Source organism: Shewanella sp. 125m-7, from assembly GCF_052977045.1.
This window is the reverse complement of record NZ_JBRILQ010000018.1, coordinates 65264-81148: the sequence shown is the minus strand read 5'-3', so window position 1 is coordinate 81148 and position 15885 is coordinate 65264. Positions and strand designations below refer to the sequence as shown.

Below are 15885 nucleotides of genomic sequence, written 5' to 3'. Positions count from 1 at the left end.
CTATGGTGTGCAGTTCCATACTCAACTTGGGCGTCTATCTTGACCGAGCATGGTCTTGAGCTGTTAGCCAACTTTATTCACATCACCTAAGCCGTTACCTCAGCCAAAGCATTCTGCTGGTGAGAATGCCAGCTGAAAAATCTATGGTGTGCAGTTCCATACTCAACTTGGACGTCTATCTTGGCCGAGCAAGGCCATGAGTTGTGAGTCAACTTTATCAAAATCAGCTAAATCGCTACTAACTGTTACAATTTTAACAGCTTTGTCAGATTGGTCTGTTGCCAAAGTGTGGTATAAAAGTCCGCAAAAATACCAATAATAAAAGGGATGGATATGAAAAGCGTCATTCGTCATGTCGGCTTTAGTGCACTTTCACTGGCAGTATTAGCAGGTTGTAGTGCAACCACGGTTTCTCCTGAGCAAGCTCAAGCGACTAATCAAAGTACCTACCAAGCAGCAAGTCAAACAACTCAAGTTGCCTTATCGGCACCTCCTCAAGTCGATCAAGCATTGACCTTAAACCAAATCATGGCTAATCCTGATTGGATGGGTCTATTTGCTAAAGGTGCTTATTGGAGTGATGACGGTCAGTCTATCTACTTTGCCAGACAAGCCCACGGCGCGCCGACTAAAACCTATTATCAGCAAGGCATCAATGGCACGGCGGCAAGCGAATTAGCGTTAAATCAGCTACACAGCGCCGATCAACGCCGTGGCGTGCTCAATAATGACAAGACGCGTAAAGCCTATATCTACCAAGGGAACTTGTTCGTTAAAGATCTAAACAGCGGCAAGGTGGCTCAACTTACTCGTCAAAACACCGCTATTGATGGTGTGCGCTTTTTAAATAATGGCGATATTGCTTATTGGCAGGGTGATAACATTTTCAAAATTCACCAAAATTCAGGTTTGGTTGAAGAGATTGCCAATATCAAGATGGCAGCTGCGCCTAAAGGTGTGCAAGACCCTGAAAGCTATATTGCTAAGCAACAACACAGACTTATCCAGTATGTAGCGATGCAGCAAGATAACGCTACTGCAAAGCAAGACTATAAGGAAGAGCTTGCTAAAGCCGATCCGACGATGTCGGCAAAGACTTGGTATTTAGGCGATAAAGAGGTCGTGACCAATTTAAGCCTATCACCCGATGGACGCTATGTGATTGTGGCGCTGCGTGATAAAGAATACAGCTGGCGTGGTGAGCATGACATTATGCCCAATTACCTAGGTAAAGACGGTTATGTTGATGCAGTGCCAGCGCGCGCTCGTGTGGCTGAGGATAACAATCCTGGTGAGCGTTTAGTGCTGCTGGACCTAAATACTCATAGCAAAAAAGATATCACCATTGAGGGCTTAACCGGCTTTGATGAAGATGTACTTGCCGAGGTAAAGGCTGAGAATGCTAAAGCCAAGGGTGAGAGTTATAAAAGTAAGCAAGCACCGCGTAACTTGCAGTTAATGCAAGATTGGGGTTGGGTACAAAGCGCTATTCAGTGGTCTGAATCAGGCGGTAACGTGGCTGTGATGCTTGAAGCTGTCGACAATAAAGACCGCTGGATAGCCACACTTAATTTAGATAAGGGGAGTTTAACCACGCAGCATCGCCTACATGATGACGCTTGGGTAAACTATAACTTTAACCAATATGGTTGGTTACCCAACACTGACAGTCTTTACTATTTGTCAGAAGAAACCGGATTTTCTCATCTTTACCTAAAACAGCAGGGCGAAAAAGCAACGGCGCTGACCCAAGGTCAATTTGTAGTGAGCGATATCACTTTAGGCCCCAAAGCGCAGTTTATTTACTACAAAGCCAACAAGACTCATCCAGGGATTGATAACGTTTACCGGGTCGAGATTGCTACAGGTAAAGATGAGCAGTTAACCCAGTGGCATGGTCAACTTGACTACACCTTGAGCCCAGATGGTAGCGCGCTGCTACTCAATGCCTCTACTCGCATTAAGCCTGCAGAGCTTTTTGTACAGCCGATTGGTGGTGAGCTTAAGCAGCTAACACGCTATACCAGCGAGGCATTTAGCAATTACGCATGGCAGGCGCCAGAAGTCGTCGCCGTGCCATCGACCCACGGTGCTGGTGAGGTTTACGCGCGGGTTTACCTGCCACAAGGTTACACTAAAGATAATGCTGATAAGTATCCAGCGGTGATCTTTAACCACGGTGCGGGTTACCTGCAAAATGCTCACTACGGTTTCTCTGGTTACTTCAGAGAGTTCATGTTCCATAACTTACTCGCTCAACAAGGCTACGTGGTGATGGACATGGATTACCGTGGTTCTAAAGGATATGGACGCGATTGGCGCACGGCGGTTTACCGTCAAATGGGCACGCCAGAAGTTGAAGATCTTAAAGATGGTGTTAACTGGATGGCGGCTAACGTCAATGTTGATGCGGGTAAGGTTGGCACTTACGGTGGTTCTTACGGTGGTTTCTTAACCTTTATGGCATTGTTTAATGAGCCAGAGTTATTCCAAGCGGGCGCAGCGCTGCGACCTGTGACGGATTGGGCACATTACAACGCACCTTATACGTCTAATATTCTCAACACGCCTGATGTGGACCCTATCGCCTATGAGCGTAGCTCGCCCATCGAGCATGCTCAGGGACTTCAAAAGCCACTGCTTATTATGAGTGGAGTATTAGATGACAACGTATTCTTTCAAGATAGTGTACGTTTGGTGCAGCGTTTAATCGAGCTTGAAAAGCCGATGTTTGAAACCGCTATTTATCCGGTAGAGCCTCATGGTTTCCGTCAACCATCGAGCTGGTTAGATGAATATCGTCGTATCCATAAGTTGTTTGAGCAAGAGCTGAAGTAGTTACCCCTTGCTGTGATAGGTAACTTAAGGACTCCTGGGTCTATACATTCTGGGGAGTCCTTTTTGCTTATATTGATATCTGTTTTCGCAAAGTTATCGATAAATGTTTAGACTGGTTGCATATTGTGTACATGGAGATAGATTGGCAGTGGCAATTTCGGTCGCAGGTGGAGTTAAGCCAGCACAAATCATAGAGATAGAACATCGACTACTAAAGCAGTTGATCGTCGGTCGAGGCAAGTCTATTAGCATGGACGGTGAGCCTAATGCCGATCTAGAAGATGATGCCAATAAACTGGAGATTGAACGTGAGGCCATCCGTGAAAGGTTAGCTAAGCAGAATCAAGCCAAGGCCATTTTTGAGGCTGTCTCTACGCAATTGCTAAGCAGTGTGAATAACAGTATTGAGCATCAACTCTCGTCACCGGAGCAGGTACTTAAGCAGTCAAAGTTAGATGATAAACAGATCATCTTGCTAGAGTTGCTCTATTCAGAGCAGGTTGACTTAGCGCGTATTCGACCATTGGTCACCGCTCTACCTTGGCTTGAGCGTGACTTAGTGAATATGGTTAACAGTTCCACCTTTAGGCACCGTAGGCCTAAGTCTTCTGATGTGCAGGTAACCGATGTTAAGTTGGTGCTTAACTATATTGGGATTGAAAACCTCCAGGCATTAGTACCTTATTTTTGTCTTAGAAACTTAATGCCTACAGGGCAACCGCAGATGCTGTGGTTGACTCGAAAATTTTGGCGTTACAGTATCGTAGCCGCTATTACTGCCCAAACTTTAGCTGCCATACACCAAAAAGCCCCAGCCTTTATTTATAGTTGTAGCTTAATGAGCCAACTGGGCGCCACTTGTGTGATTAACCAATGCGCTAAGACATTTGATGATATGTGGGGAACCTGGCTCAGAGAGGCGAGCGCAAGCCGAGATAAAGAGCTCTATGATGCGGTGATGGCAACAGAGTTTCCTGCAAGTGATGTGTACCAGCAAGTCTTAAGCCATGGCCGAGCGCTTAATTGGCAACTCCTTAGCTTACTTAAGTTTGATGACAGCCGCTTAACCAAAACCTTTAAGTCGATCGATACAAGCCTTAAATACGCAGAACTTGATGAAGACTCGGCGTTAATAGAACGCGCTAATTGCTACGCCAAAGTCTATCTACTAAAAGAAGCCGACAATATTAGCGCTGCAGAATGCCGATTAATGTTTGATTATTACCAGCTCTCGCAGCAAGAACAGATCCGCTTGAGCGCGCAAAACTTTCGTAAGCTAACACTGTTCTAAACCTACAGCTTTCCTTACCCGTTTATTGATGATATCGAGTGAATAAAGCCACTTTTGGATTCGGTTCTAGTCGGTAACGCTCATTAAAGCTTCCGATTTGTGTAATAAACTTGTTTAAATTGATTACTGTTATTACCGGTTTTGACTGAGTTTTCAGTTAGGCAGTAATATTTATAGCTGGAGTTTTTGAGCGTTTTTTGTGTGCTTTATGCAATATTGAACAGAGTCTGTATTGCAAAGTTTGATTCTCAGTAAATGGTATACAATTTCGGTTTGCTTGTAAGGCCTGTTGTTTATCGATTTAAACCAGCGTTTTTCCCGTGATTATCGATATAAACCTTAACAAATCCCCACTGAATTCCGTCATTAGTTATTCATTATCTATGAATAACTAGCAAAGTTGAGCGCTAGATAACTTTTTTATGACTATTTATGCTTAAAGCCCCGCTATATCTGCTTTGTTAATTCTAAAACTCAAATCTTTATGCAGTGTTTACGCTCTTCCTCCTCTTGATGATTGTTAAAAACTGGTATTTTGATCACATTTTCGCTAATAATGTCCTCCTAGCTAAACAAACAATCGCCATGTCACCAACAAAAGATTAAAGACATTGAGCGGAATACGACCAGCTAATAAGGTCGATAATGACAAAGGATGAGAAGGAATGAGCGTAACTATGAATCTTACACGTGCCCAATTTGATGAAGTTATGGTGCCTAACTATGCGCCTTCAGCGGTTATTCCAGTTCGTGGTGAAGGTAGCCGAGTTTGGGATCAAGAAGGTAAAGAGTACATCGACTTTGCAGGTGGCATTGCGGTTAACTGTTTAGGTCATTGTCACCCAGCTTTGGTTGGCGCGCTAAAGACTCAAAGCGAGAAGCTTTGGCACCTTTCTAACGTAATGACTAACGAGCCAGCACTTGAGCTCGCGACCAAGCTAGTTGAGGCGACATTTGCCGATCGCGTTTATTTTGCTAACTCGGGTGCAGAAGCAAACGAAGCGGCACTTAAGCTCGTTCGCCGTTATGCAATGGATAAGTTTGGCGCTGAAAAAGACCAAATTATCGCATTCGATAAGGCCTTCCACGGCCGTACTTTCTTCACCGTAAGTGTTGGTGGTCAAGCGGCATACTCAGATGGCTTTGGTCCTAAGCCACAGAGCATTACTCATGTGCCATTTAATGATATTGAAGCATTAGAAGCGGTATTTTCTGATAAAACGTGTGCCGTAATGATGGAGCCATTGCAGGGTGAAGGCGGCATTATTGATGCGGATCCTGAATTTTTAAAAGCGGTTCGTGCACTTTGTGATAAGCATAATGCATTACTGGTATTTGATGAAGTTCAAACAGGTGTAGGCCGTCTAGGTGAACTATATGCTTATATGCGTGGCGATGTAGTACCTGACGTTTTGACAACAGCAAAAGCACTTGGTGGTGGTTTCCCAATTGCAGCCATGCTTACGACGAAAGAGATCGCCGATCATCTTAAGATAGGTACTCATGGTTCTACTTATGGCGGTAACCCGCTAGCTTGTGCAGTGGGCAATGCAGTAATGGATGTTGTTAATACTCCAGAAGTCTTGAACGGCGTTAAGCACCGTGAACAACTATTGCGTGACGGTCTAACTCAAATCAATAACAAGTACGACGTGTTTTCTGAAATCCGCGGTCAAGGCCTATTGATTGGCGCTGTGATGAGCGAAAAGTACCAAGGCCGTGCAAAAGAGTTCTTGGTTGCCGCTATTAACGAAGGCGTAATGAGTCTAGTTGCTGGTGCAAATGTTGTTCGCTTTACGCCATCTCTAGTTATCCCGGAAGCTGATATCGCTGAAGGTCTAGCGCGTTTTGAGCGTGCAGTCGCAAAAGTTGTCGAAGCCTAATGGGCATACGGAGTGTTATCAATGATAACGCTCCTTTTTTTGTCTTTAGGATAGCTTGAACGTTTCTTGAGCAGAGCTTGTCTTATAGTGAGAAGGCTGACAGAAGTGGCAAGTGTAGCGAGGAGACTCCTAGATGCTAGTTATACGTCCAATACGCTCGACTGACTTTAAAGCGCTATATCAAATAGCGGAAGAATCGGGGCATGGATTCACATCGTTACCAGTAAATGAAGCGCTACTTCGCAGCAAAATTGCTCGAGTGGAAGCTTCGTTTACCAAGCAGATCGACAAACCTTTCGATGAAGGCTACTTGATGGTGCTAGAAGATACCGAAACCGGTGAGGTTGTTGGTACTTGTGGGATTGAAGCTGCCGTGGGTATGGTCGACGCTTTTTATCATTATCGATTGGGTACAGAAGTTTATCACTCTGATCAGATTGATGTGCGTAATGAGGTCGAGACCTTAACCCTTTGTCATGATTACACGGGGGCAGCTGAACTCTGTACGCTTTTCTTACGCGATAGTTACCGTAAAAACAATAATGGCCGTATGCTTTCAAGAAGTCGTTTCTTGTTTCTTGCACAGCACGCTGAACGTTTTGGCGAAACCGTTATTGCAGAGATGCGTGGCGAAAGTGATGCTGAGGGTAATTCACCTTTCTATGGCTGGTTACAAGAGCACTTCTTAGGAATCGATTTTGTGCAGGCCGATTATCTTTCAGGCTTAAGTCAAAAAGCGTTTATGGCAGAGATGATGCCAAAGAATGCGGTTTACGTATGTCTATTACCAAAAGAAGCCCAAAAGGTGATTGGCGAGGTGCATGCCAATACTCGCCCTGCACTTAATCTGTTGCAAGCCGAGGGTTTTAGGTGCCGTGGTTATGTGGATATTTTTGATGGTGGACCAACGGTTGAATGTCACCTAAATGATATACGCTCGGTGCGTGAAAGCCGCTTACTAACCGTCACCATAGGTGAAACCTCGAGTGAGGCAACAAGCTATATCGTTTCAAATACCCAACTAGCAGATTACCGTGCTACAGCGACTAATTTAACTGTAGTCATCGACAGCGACGACGTGATTTTAGATGCTAAAACTGCTGCAGCCCTTATGGTTGAAGATGGTGAGCAGATCCGCGTTTTGCCAATGTAGGAATAGAAAATGACACAATTTATCGAAGGTAAGTGGGTTGCAGGTTTAGGTCACGAAGTGACGTCAATTAACCCTGCCAACCAAGACGTAATTTGGAATAGTAAAACTGCCACACCAGAGCAGGTATCTCAAGCTGTTGATGCTGCACGTAAGGTGCAATTTGACTGGTTTATGCTGGGCTTTGAATCGCGTTTAGCCATTATTGAGGCGTATCGTGACCAACTTGAAGCCAATAAAGCCGAAATGGCCGAAGTGATCGCTCAAGAAACCGGTAAGCCACAGTGGGAAACTGCGACTGAAGCTGGCGCGATGATTGGTAAGATTGGCCTTTCTGTTGCCGCTTACCATAAGCGTACTGGTACATCTGAAAATGATACACCTGCAGGCCGCGCAGTATTGCGCCATAAGCCACATGGTGTAGTTGCGGTATTTGGGCCATATAACTTCCCAGGTCACCTGCCAAATGGTCATATAGTACCTGCGCTGCTTGCGGGTAATACCGTGGTGTTTAAGCCATCAGAGCTAACGCCAAAAGTCGCTGAGCTGATGCTTAAGCTATGGGAAAAAGCAGGTTTACCTGCTGGTGTGATTAACCTCGTTCAAGGTGAGATTGAAACGGGTAAGGCGCTTGCGGCACACCCACAAATTGACGGTCTGTTCTTTACTGGTAGCTCACGCACTGGTCATATTTTGCATCAGCAGTATGCTGGCGATCCGGGTAAAATTTTGGCACTAGAGATGGGGGGGAATAACCCGCTTATCATCAAAGATGTTGCCGACACTAAAGCTGCTGTTCACGACATCATTCAGTCCGCGTATATTTCAGCTGGTCAGCGTTGTACTTGTGCACGTCGTCTTTATGTTGAAAAAGGTGCGGCGGGTGATGCACTGCTTGAGCAGCTTGTCGCGGCAATAAAGCAGATCAAAGTTGGACCTTGGAACGCGCAACCACAACCCTTTATGGGCTCGATGATTTCTGAGACTGCCGCAAAAGGTATGGTTGAAGCGCAGCGTAACTTGATTAACTTAGGTGGTAACTCTCTGGTTGAGTTGACTCATCTAGAATCGGGAACAGGCCTTGTTTCTCCTGGTTTGATTGATGTCACCGATGTGATTGAGCTGCCAGATGAAGAGTATTTTGGCCCACTATTGCAAGTCGTGCGTTATAGCGATTTTGATCAAGCTATCAAGCTTGCTAACGCGACTCGCTATGGTCTTTCGGCTGGCATTTTGGCGGATAGCCGTGAAGATTATGACTACTTCCTTGCGCGTATTCGTGCGGGTATTGTTAACTGGAATAAGCAGATCACCGGCGCTTCGGGCGCGGCACCATTTGGTGGTGTTGGTGCATCGGGTAACCACAGAGCCAGCGCGTTTTATGCCGCTGATTACTGTGCCTACCCCGTTGCTTCAGTAGAAGCTGATGCGGTGAGTCTACCCGCAACATTGAGTCCAGGTTTGAGTTTGTAACCTCAAACAAGCTATAAAAGGGAAGCGCTCGGGGCGCTTCCCTTTTGTTTATATCGAGTCTGTTGCTATAAACAAAAAACTAAGCTGTATCCCTCAAACGTGTATCGCCGCGTGATTAAACCAACTAACTAAATAAACAGGTAAACACGCAGGCGTAAAGGAGCTAACAATGCACACGAATGTAAACGCGTTATTTGAAGCACTTTGGCAAGACTATATTGAAATGACACCTTCAGCGGCTAAAGTGCAGCAGTTGCTGTCTAAGGGCGAGGTAATCATCAATGATCATATTGCACTTAGAACGTTTAATATTGCCAAGGTTAACCTTGAAGTATTAGCTGCGCATTTCGAATCTATCGGCTATGTCGCATGCGGCGATTATAAGTTTGAAGCCAAAAAGCTCAATGCGAAGCATTTTGAACATCCTGACAGTACACAGCCAAAAGTGTTTATTTCTGAATTGTTAGTTGAAGAGTTTAGCGATGAACTGCAAGCTACGGTTAATGGCTTAATAGATCAGATTGATAAGGACGCAACCACTGCCGACAACTTCTTGTACTCAGGCCGTCACTGGCAGCTCGATACTAAGACTTATCAGGCACTATTAGCTGAGAGTGAATACGCTGCCTGGGTTGCTGCATTTGGTTATCGTGCTAACCATTTCACGGTATCGATTAATTATCTACCAGGTTATGAAACCATATTTGAAGTTAACGATGCTTTAAAAGCCGCAGGCTTTGTATTGAATGCGTCGGGCGGTGAAGTAAAGGGCAGTCCAGAGGTATTACTGGAGCAGTCATCGACGATGGCAGATAGGATCCCTGTTAGCTTCTCAGACGCAGTGATTGACATTCCTAGCTGTTTTTATGAGTTTGCCTTGCGTTATCCTAAAGCAGACGGGGAGCTTTACACCGGCTTTGTAGCGGCTTCTGCTGACAAGATTTTTGAAAGCACTAATGTTAATGGCTAGCGTTAATAACGACTGTTAATAACGGCTGTTAATAACGACTGTTAATCGCGACTGTTAATCGCGACTGTTAATCGCGACTGTTAATCGCGACTGTTAATCGCGACTGTTAATCGCGACTGTTAATAACGACTGTTAATCGCGAGTGCTAATAACTAACGGTAAAGGCTAGGTGCAAATTGTGAGAGCAAAGAAGCGGCCTAAATTAACTCTTTAGCATGTCGCATAAAAAAACCGGACTCGAGTCCGGTTTTTTTATGGTTTTAATACCTTGAATTTTAATTAAGCTTTAGAAGAGCAAGGTGACTTTCAGCCCCGATAAGCTCTTGCTGTTTTCGAACTTGAGTTCAATCTTATACTGCTCGGCAATATCCTTAACAATCGACAAGCCTAAACCGTGGCCCATAGTCGCCTCGTCGAGACGTTTGCCCCTGTGGGTCAGCTGCGCTAGCTCTTCTGTTTTTACCCCAGGCCCATCATCTTCTATCGTCAATTTAAGCTGCTGATCTTGATGGCTAATGCAGACTCGGATCTCTGAATTCGCCCATTTATAAGCGTTGTCGAGTAGATTCCCTAATAGCTCCATACCGTCTTCACGGTGCATCGGCAATCGAGTAATGGCGCTAGGAATATCAAAGCGGCAGTGGATAGACTTAGTGCGGTGAACCTTATTAAGGGTTTGAGCTAAATCTTCGATATCTTTGGGGAGTTGCATCTGCGCTGCAGGTAGCATATCACCAGTGATCCGCGCAGCCGCCAATTTACGTTCAATCATCTTATGCACTAAATTCAGCTGTTTTTGCAGCGCTTCAGCCGATTCAGGTTCTTTTAAATAGAGAGCTTCAACTTGTTGCTGCATCACTGCCAAAGGCGTTTTAAGGCCATGACTTAGGTTACCTAAGTTGTTACGGCTGCGCTCAATCTGCTTACTTGAATAGGTCAATAACTCATTATAGTTTTTGGCTAAAGGTTGCAGTTCCAGTGGAATAGAGTTGAGGTCAAAGGAAGATATCTCACCTTCACGTAATTTAGCCAAGGTGTCTTTCATTTGGTTAACAGGCTTAAATGATTGACGCAGGACTAAGAAAATACCTGTAATCATTGCAAGTAACATAGCGAGATTAACGATAAGTTTAGTGCCGTACACTTCAGAGAACACTTTACGGCCAATACTCAAGTCCTGCGCCACTGTTAGTGTTGCACTGAGCCCTGATGTTTCAGATTTAAGACCAATAGATAACAGCTGAATATCATGATTTTGTGGCCCTTTGGTTTGCCAGGCGTGGGTTTCACCTTTTTCCAAATCAACCACTTCGAGACGCTGATCCCATAAGGAACGCGATCTAAGCTCTTGCTCTGGAAGGTCAAGTTGATAGTAGCGGCCTGAGTAGACAGGACGGTAAAAATTAGAGAGCTGGTTTTCATCGATACTAAAGGAACTGTCCTCTAGGTGAGTTGCAAGTAGGACTTGCTGTAGATCTTCTTGCAGTCTGGCGATGATGGAGTCATGGAAAGCTTGTCGCAGCATTGACTCGAAAAAGATAATGCCGACAACGGTAGATATCACCACTAAGCCTGTTAACCACAGGCTTAGCTTGGTGCGGATTGAGATCATTGAGCCAGACCGTGAAAAATATACCCTTGTCCACGGCGAGTTTCGATGGCTGTTTTGCCGAGTTTCTTACGTAGATGAGTCACATATACCTCAACCACATTACTCTCTTTTTCATCATCAAACTGATACAGCTTATCGGTGAGCTGTGCTTTAGATAATAGCTTCTTAGGTGACATTAAAAAGATTTTTAATAGTCTAAATTCCATGGCTGTAAGCTCAAATGTCTGCTCGCCTACCGTGACTGATTGCTGGCCTTCATCGAGTGCAACACCTGCATAGGTTAGCTGTTTATTTGGGGTGTTAGCTTTACCGTGGGCGCGTTGAATTAACGCCTGAATACGCGCAAGCAGCTCTTGAGTATGGAATGGTTTACCTAGGTAGTCATCGGCTCCAGAGTTAAAGCCTTCGACCTTCTCGTGCCACTGACTGCGTGCAGTTAACATGATGACTGGAGTATGAATACCCTGTTCACGCCACGTCTCTAATAGCTCTAAACCATTGCCATCGGGTAAACCAATATCAAGGATGACACAGTCATAATTTGTTTCTTTAATGAGGTAATCAGCTTCACTAACTTTATCTGTAGCATCGGTAACATAACCGGCTTGTTTAAGTTGTTTAACAAGCTCTTCGACTAACAAGGTGTTGTCTTCAACAAGAAGTAATTTCATAGCGTGCTCTCAATGTTACTGTGTAAAGTGACAGGCGATTTACAGCGTTAATTGATGTTAACTCAAAAGTGCCATATCAGGGGAACTAGATTTGATTTTCAAGTCATTATTACAAATTTTCCGTACTGCAACTGATTGGAAGTTGCACTGGTTGTGTAAGTAGGCCTGTTTTGGCGTCGAGTAACAACTCTACCCGTTGTCCTTTGTCTGTACGAATTTGGACTTCATAGCGTAAGTCTCCTTGATGTTGGTAAAGATGAGCATCAAGAAGTTTACCATGACACATGGCTTGGATACTTTTAAGGGTGACATCGAGGGAAAGGATCTGTCCGCTGCTGACTAATGTCTGCGCCTCATAATGTTGGACTTCAATTTTTTGATTAGCAACCGCTGTAGGCAGGTGTAGCATCGCAGCCAAAAGGCATAAATAAAATGCTAATTTCACGCTGAACTCCTAATAAAAAAAATGGCCTGAGATAATCTCAGGCCACTTTATAGAAGCTGTCTTAAACCGAGCTTAATACTGGCTTAGCGCGTTCCGTAAACTACGATAGTTTTACCGTGAGCTTGAATAAGGTTTTGTTCTTCAAGCATTTTCAAGATACGGCCTACAGTCTCACGAGAACAACCAACGATTTGGCCAATCTCTTGACGAGTGATCTTGATTTGCATGCCATCTGGATGCGTCATGGCATCTGGCTGCTTTGCAAGGTGAAGCAATGTCTGTGCAATTCTTCCAGCAACGTCAAGGAAGGCTAAGTCGCCTACTTTTTGGCTTGTGCTGTGCAGACGGTAAGCCATCTGAGAAGAAAGCTTCATCAAGATTTCTGGGTTAACTTGGATTAGCTGCTTGAATTTCTTGTAAGAGATTTCAGCAATCTCACAAGCTTGCTTAGCACGAACCCATGCAGTACGTTCAGCTTGCTCTTCAAATAAGCCTAGCTCACCGATAAAATCGCCCTGGTTTAGGTAAGAAAGAATCATCTCTTTACCTTCTTCGTCTTTAATTAAGACGGCTACAGAGCCTTTAACGATGTAATAAAGCGTGTCAGAATCTTCACCAGCGTGGATCAAAGTACTTTTGGCTGGATATTTATGAATGTGACAGTGTGATAAAAACCATTCCAAAGTTGGATCTGGTTTTGGCTTTCCAATCAGAGCCATGCCTATGTTCCTCGGCTGATTTACATTAAAAGTAAGGATATGCTAATTAAGCATCTTACGTCAATTAAGTGATTAAAACATTGATTGAAGTCTTACTTTAGACTGGGTCAACCAAAGCTGAATAACCATTTAGATATAGGCTATTCTGATACATTAGTAATATATGTCAACTGAATCTGGCACTAAGCTAGATTGTTACGTTAACAATCAGGCTTGTATCACATCTTGTTTCAATCGTCGTGAGCTAGGGAGGCTTTGGGTTTGCAGATTGGTGCATTTTATATGCGAAAGCTTGAATCTCGTCAATAATAATGATTATCATTAATGAATATGAGCTTTTTACGCTCGACATTTGGCGCCGATTCAGGCTAACTTGAGTGAAATTAGAATAAAACGATCTAGTAGCTGTACCCTAAGATGACTTTTGTGAGTTGTAGGAGCCCTTCGTGAATTATAGACCTTGGATGTTAAATACTGTTGTGGTCTTTTGTTTAGCGGTTAGCGCTGGAGCTAATGCGTTTTCTATTCCGCAACCCAAAAGTGCCGAAGTCGCGAGTCGTTTAGCCCATATTCAATTAAAGGCCACTCAAGGCGATGCCGATGCTCAGTATCTGCTTGGGCTTATGTACCTATCTGGTCGTTATGTCGCACAAGACCAGAATCTCGGCATAAAGTGGGCGACAGCAGCGGCAACTTTAGGTCATGTAAAAGCACAGCAAACTATAGCGGATCTCGCATTCGAAGGGAGTTTGATTAAACGTGACTTATCGACAGCTGAGCAGTGGTATAGCAAGTTAAGTAAACAAGGCAATAAATGGGCGAACTTTAGACTCGGCTTTATTTATGCTGCTGGTGGTGAGGGTGTTGAGCGTAATTGCGGTAAAGCCGTAGAGCAGTTTAATACCGTAGGTGACCAAATTTCTTTAGGCAATGTAGCGTGGATTTTAGCGACCTGCCCAGAAGCTGAATACCGCAATGGTAATAAGGCGCTTGAGCTATCATTAGCGCTGTTAGAGTCAGATGAGCAAGATCCGACCAATCTAGATAACCTTGCTGCAGCTTATGCTGAAATTGGTGATTTTGATGCCGCTATCGATACCCAGCGAAAAGCGATTGAAGCACTCAATTTAGGCTCAGATAAAAGCAAAACCGCCGAGTTCAAGCAACGATTAAAAAGCTATCAGAACTATGAGCCATACCGCGAAGCATTGCCGCTTATTGGTAATTAACTATTGATAGCAGTTGATAGCACTCATAAATAGAAAGCTCCTAAATAGGGGCTTTTTTTGTACCCGAAAAACACAGAGGCAAGCAGAACTGGCACGAATGTGGAATTTACTTTTTTGCCGATAGAGTAGAAAGGGCTGTTAGCAATCCCAAGGAAACAAATAGATCAAGCATGAGTGTGGAATTTGCTTTGGAGTTTTATTTTAGAATTTAAGATGGGGCAGTTAGCAATCCCAAAGAAACAAACAGGTCAAGCATGAATGTGGAATTTACTATTTGGAATAATTTTTAGAGGAAGTCAGTTAGCATTCCCAAAGAAACAAACAGATCAAGCATGGATGTGGAATTTACTTTGGAGTTTTATTTTAGAATTTAAGATGGGGCAGTTAGTAATCCCAAAGAAACAAACAGATCAAGCATGAAGGTGGAATTTGCTTTGGAGTTTTATTTTAGAATTTAAGATGGGGCAGTTAGCAATCCCAAAGAAACAAATAGATCAAGCATGGATGTGGAATTTACTTTGGAGTTTTATTTTAGAATTTAAGATGGGGCAGTTAGCAATCCCAAGAAAATAAACAGATCAAGATGGGGGAATTTACTTCCAAGGGAATGCTAACTTATCGTTCTTTCGCCTGAAATCCCGATAAGCAGCAGTCTACCGATATAGGCTTAAACTAATCTTAATGCTAACTTATTTTACTCGTGCTATTCGTTTTGTGGCGATATTAGCTGTAGGCGCTTATCCATCAGATCTTTCACTAACGGGGTTAGAATGAGCTCCATCGCCAATGACATTTTGCCGCCTGGGACTACGAGTGTATTAATTCGCGACATAAACGAGCCTTGGATCATGCGCAGGTAATAAGGAAAGTCGACATTTTTAATGCCGCGAAAACGGATTACCACAAAGCTTTCATCCAAGCTTGGAATGCTTTTGGCGCTAAAAGGGTTTGATGTATCCACAGTAGGCACGCGCTGAAAGTTGATATGTGTGCGAGAGAACTGTGGCGTCATGTGGTTAATATAGTCATCCATACTGCGTACTATCGAGTCCATGACTTTTTCACGGCTGTGGCCACGCTCTGAGGTGTCTCGAATAATCTTTTGGATCCACTCAAGGTTGACGATAGGCACCATACCAATAAGCAGATCGACGTGGCGAGCTACATCGCACTCATCAGTGACTACGCCGCCATGTAACCCCTCGTAATACAGCATTTCGGTATTTTCTGGCAAAGGATGCCATTGAGTAAAGGTGCCTGGCATTTGATTAAATGGCACGGCTTCATCAAAAGTATGTAAATAGGCGCGAGTCTCACCTTGACCTGTATTACTGTAGTCGTTAAAGCATTGTTCGAGACGCTTAAAGTCATTCGCTTCCGGGCCAAAGTAACTGATATTACGGTTTTCAGTCTTTTCTTTACGGATCATGACCGCCATTTCAGGGCGGGTAAAATGATGAAAACTATCACCTTCAACAATGGCTGCATTAATGCCAAGCTGTCTAAAGATATGATTGAATGCAGTGGTTGTCGTGGTTGTGCCGGCTCCTGAGGAGCCTGTAACCGCAATAATAGGATGTTTCGCTGACATTTTTTTACCCAAA

General features: G+C 44.0%; 12 protein-coding genes. 7 read left to right on the top strand and 5 right to left on the bottom strand.

The features are described from left to right. Nucleotides 1-333: 333 nt before the first annotated feature. The 6 genes from ACVBIL_RS10525 (at nucleotide 334) to ACVBIL_RS10500 (ending at nucleotide 9605) form a co-directional block, all read left to right on the top strand. A complete protein-coding gene (locus tag ACVBIL_RS10525) occupies nucleotides 334-2838 on the top strand; it encodes a prolyl oligopeptidase family serine peptidase (RefSeq protein WP_447166934.1) in 2505 nt (834 codons plus the stop codon). Nucleotides 2839-2986: 148 nt separating this feature from the next. Beyond that, on the top strand, nucleotides 2987-4129 hold the full coding sequence (locus ACVBIL_RS10520) for an HDOD domain-containing protein (RefSeq protein ID WP_447166937.1): 1143 nt from the start codon (nucleotides 2987-2989) through the stop codon (nucleotides 4127-4129). Between the two features lie 665 nt (nucleotides 4130-4794). Further along, on the top strand, nucleotides 4795-6012 hold the full coding sequence (locus tag ACVBIL_RS10515) for an aspartate aminotransferase family protein (protein WP_447166933.1): 1218 nt from the start codon (nucleotides 4795-4797) through the stop codon (nucleotides 6010-6012). 133 nt (nucleotides 6013-6145) lie between these two features. Then, the gene (gene astA / locus ACVBIL_RS10510) at nucleotides 6146-7165 is read left to right on the top strand and encodes an arginine N-succinyltransferase (RefSeq protein WP_447166932.1); all 1020 of its coding nucleotides are present in this window, start codon (nucleotides 6146-6148) and stop codon (nucleotides 7163-7165) included. A 9-nt stretch (nucleotides 7166-7174) separates the two neighbouring features. After that, nucleotides 7175-8635 (top strand): succinylglutamate-semialdehyde dehydrogenase, encoded by a 1461-nt coding sequence (gene astD / locus ACVBIL_RS10505; RefSeq protein WP_447166931.1) that lies wholly within the window; start codon nucleotides 7175-7177, stop codon nucleotides 8633-8635. A gap of 169 nt (nucleotides 8636-8804) precedes the next feature. Continuing rightward, nucleotides 8805-9605 (top strand): 2-oxoadipate dioxygenase/decarboxylase family protein, encoded by an 801-nt coding sequence (locus ACVBIL_RS10500; protein WP_447166930.1) that lies wholly within the window; start codon nucleotides 8805-8807, stop codon nucleotides 9603-9605. A 286-nt stretch (nucleotides 9606-9891) separates the two neighbouring features. On the opposite strand, the gene ACVBIL_RS10495 is transcribed toward ACVBIL_RS10500, so the two are convergent. The 4 genes from ACVBIL_RS10495 to crp all read right to left on the bottom strand — a co-directional run bounded on the left by ACVBIL_RS10495 (nucleotide 9892) and on the right by crp (nucleotide 13052). Further along, nucleotides 9892-11217, bottom strand: coding sequence for an ATP-binding protein (locus ACVBIL_RS10495; RefSeq protein WP_447166929.1), 1326 nt, complete (start codon nucleotides 11215-11217; stop codon nucleotides 9892-9894). Further along, nucleotides 11214-11888 (bottom strand): response regulator transcription factor, encoded by a 675-nt coding sequence (locus ACVBIL_RS10490; protein ID WP_447166928.1) that lies wholly within the window; start codon nucleotides 11886-11888, stop codon nucleotides 11214-11216. The genes ACVBIL_RS10495 and ACVBIL_RS10490 overlap by 4 nt, the downstream gene beginning before the upstream one ends. A 109-nt stretch (nucleotides 11889-11997) precedes the next feature. Then, entirely contained in the window at nucleotides 11998-12333 is a 336-nt protein-coding gene (locus tag ACVBIL_RS10485; protein ID WP_447166927.1) for a PepSY domain-containing protein, read from the bottom strand. Between the two features lie 83 nt (nucleotides 12334-12416). Beyond that, nucleotides 12417-13052 (bottom strand): cAMP-activated global transcriptional regulator CRP, encoded by a 636-nt coding sequence (gene crp, locus ACVBIL_RS10480; RefSeq protein WP_012156707.1) that lies wholly within the window; start codon nucleotides 13050-13052, stop codon nucleotides 12417-12419. Between the two features lie 446 nt (nucleotides 13053-13498). Here crp and ACVBIL_RS10475 point away from each other — a divergent pair, with 446 nt between their 5' ends. After that, nucleotides 13499-14281: a tetratricopeptide repeat protein gene (locus ACVBIL_RS10475; protein ID WP_447166926.1), complete on the top strand. Its 783-nt coding sequence runs from the start codon at nucleotides 13499-13501 to the stop codon at nucleotides 14279-14281. Nucleotides 14282-14984: 703 nt separating this feature from the next. On the opposite strand, the gene ACVBIL_RS10470 is transcribed toward ACVBIL_RS10475, so the two are convergent. Continuing rightward, the gene (locus ACVBIL_RS10470; protein ID WP_447166925.1) at nucleotides 14985-15872 is read right to left on the bottom strand and encodes a phosphoribulokinase; all 888 of its coding nucleotides are present in this window, start codon (nucleotides 15870-15872) and stop codon (nucleotides 14985-14987) included. Nucleotides 15873-15885 lie beyond the last annotated feature (13 nt).

Bases quoted from the DNA above. Each gene is read 5' to 3' on its own strand.
- ACVBIL_RS10525 (WP_447166934.1), top strand. From the start codon at position 334: ATGAAAAGCGTCATTCGTCATGTCGGCTTTAGTGCACTTTCACTGGCA.
- ACVBIL_RS10515 (WP_447166933.1), top strand. From the start codon at position 4,795: ATGAGCGTAACTATGAATCTTACACGTGCCCAATTTGATGAAGTTATG.
- astA (WP_447166932.1), top strand. From the start codon at position 6,146: ATGCTAGTTATACGTCCAATACGCTCGACTGACTTTAAAGCGCTATAT.
- astD (WP_447166931.1), top strand. From the start codon at position 7,175: ATGACACAATTTATCGAAGGTAAGTGGGTTGCAGGTTTAGGTCACGAA.
- ACVBIL_RS10500 (WP_447166930.1), top strand. From the start codon at position 8,805: ATGCACACGAATGTAAACGCGTTATTTGAAGCACTTTGGCAAGACTAT.
- ACVBIL_RS10495 (WP_447166929.1), bottom strand. From the start codon at position 11,217: ATGATCTCAATCCGCACCAAGCTAAGCCTGTGGTTAACAGGCTTAGTG.
- ACVBIL_RS10490 (WP_447166928.1), bottom strand. From the start codon at position 11,888: ATGAAATTACTTCTTGTTGAAGACAACACCTTGTTAGTCGAAGAGCTT.
- crp (WP_012156707.1), bottom strand. From the start codon at position 13,052: ATGGCTCTGATTGGAAAGCCAAAACCAGATCCAACTTTGGAATGGTTT.
- ACVBIL_RS10470 (WP_447166925.1), bottom strand. From the start codon at position 15,872: ATGTCAGCGAAACATCCTATTATTGCGGTTACAGGCTCCTCAGGAGCC.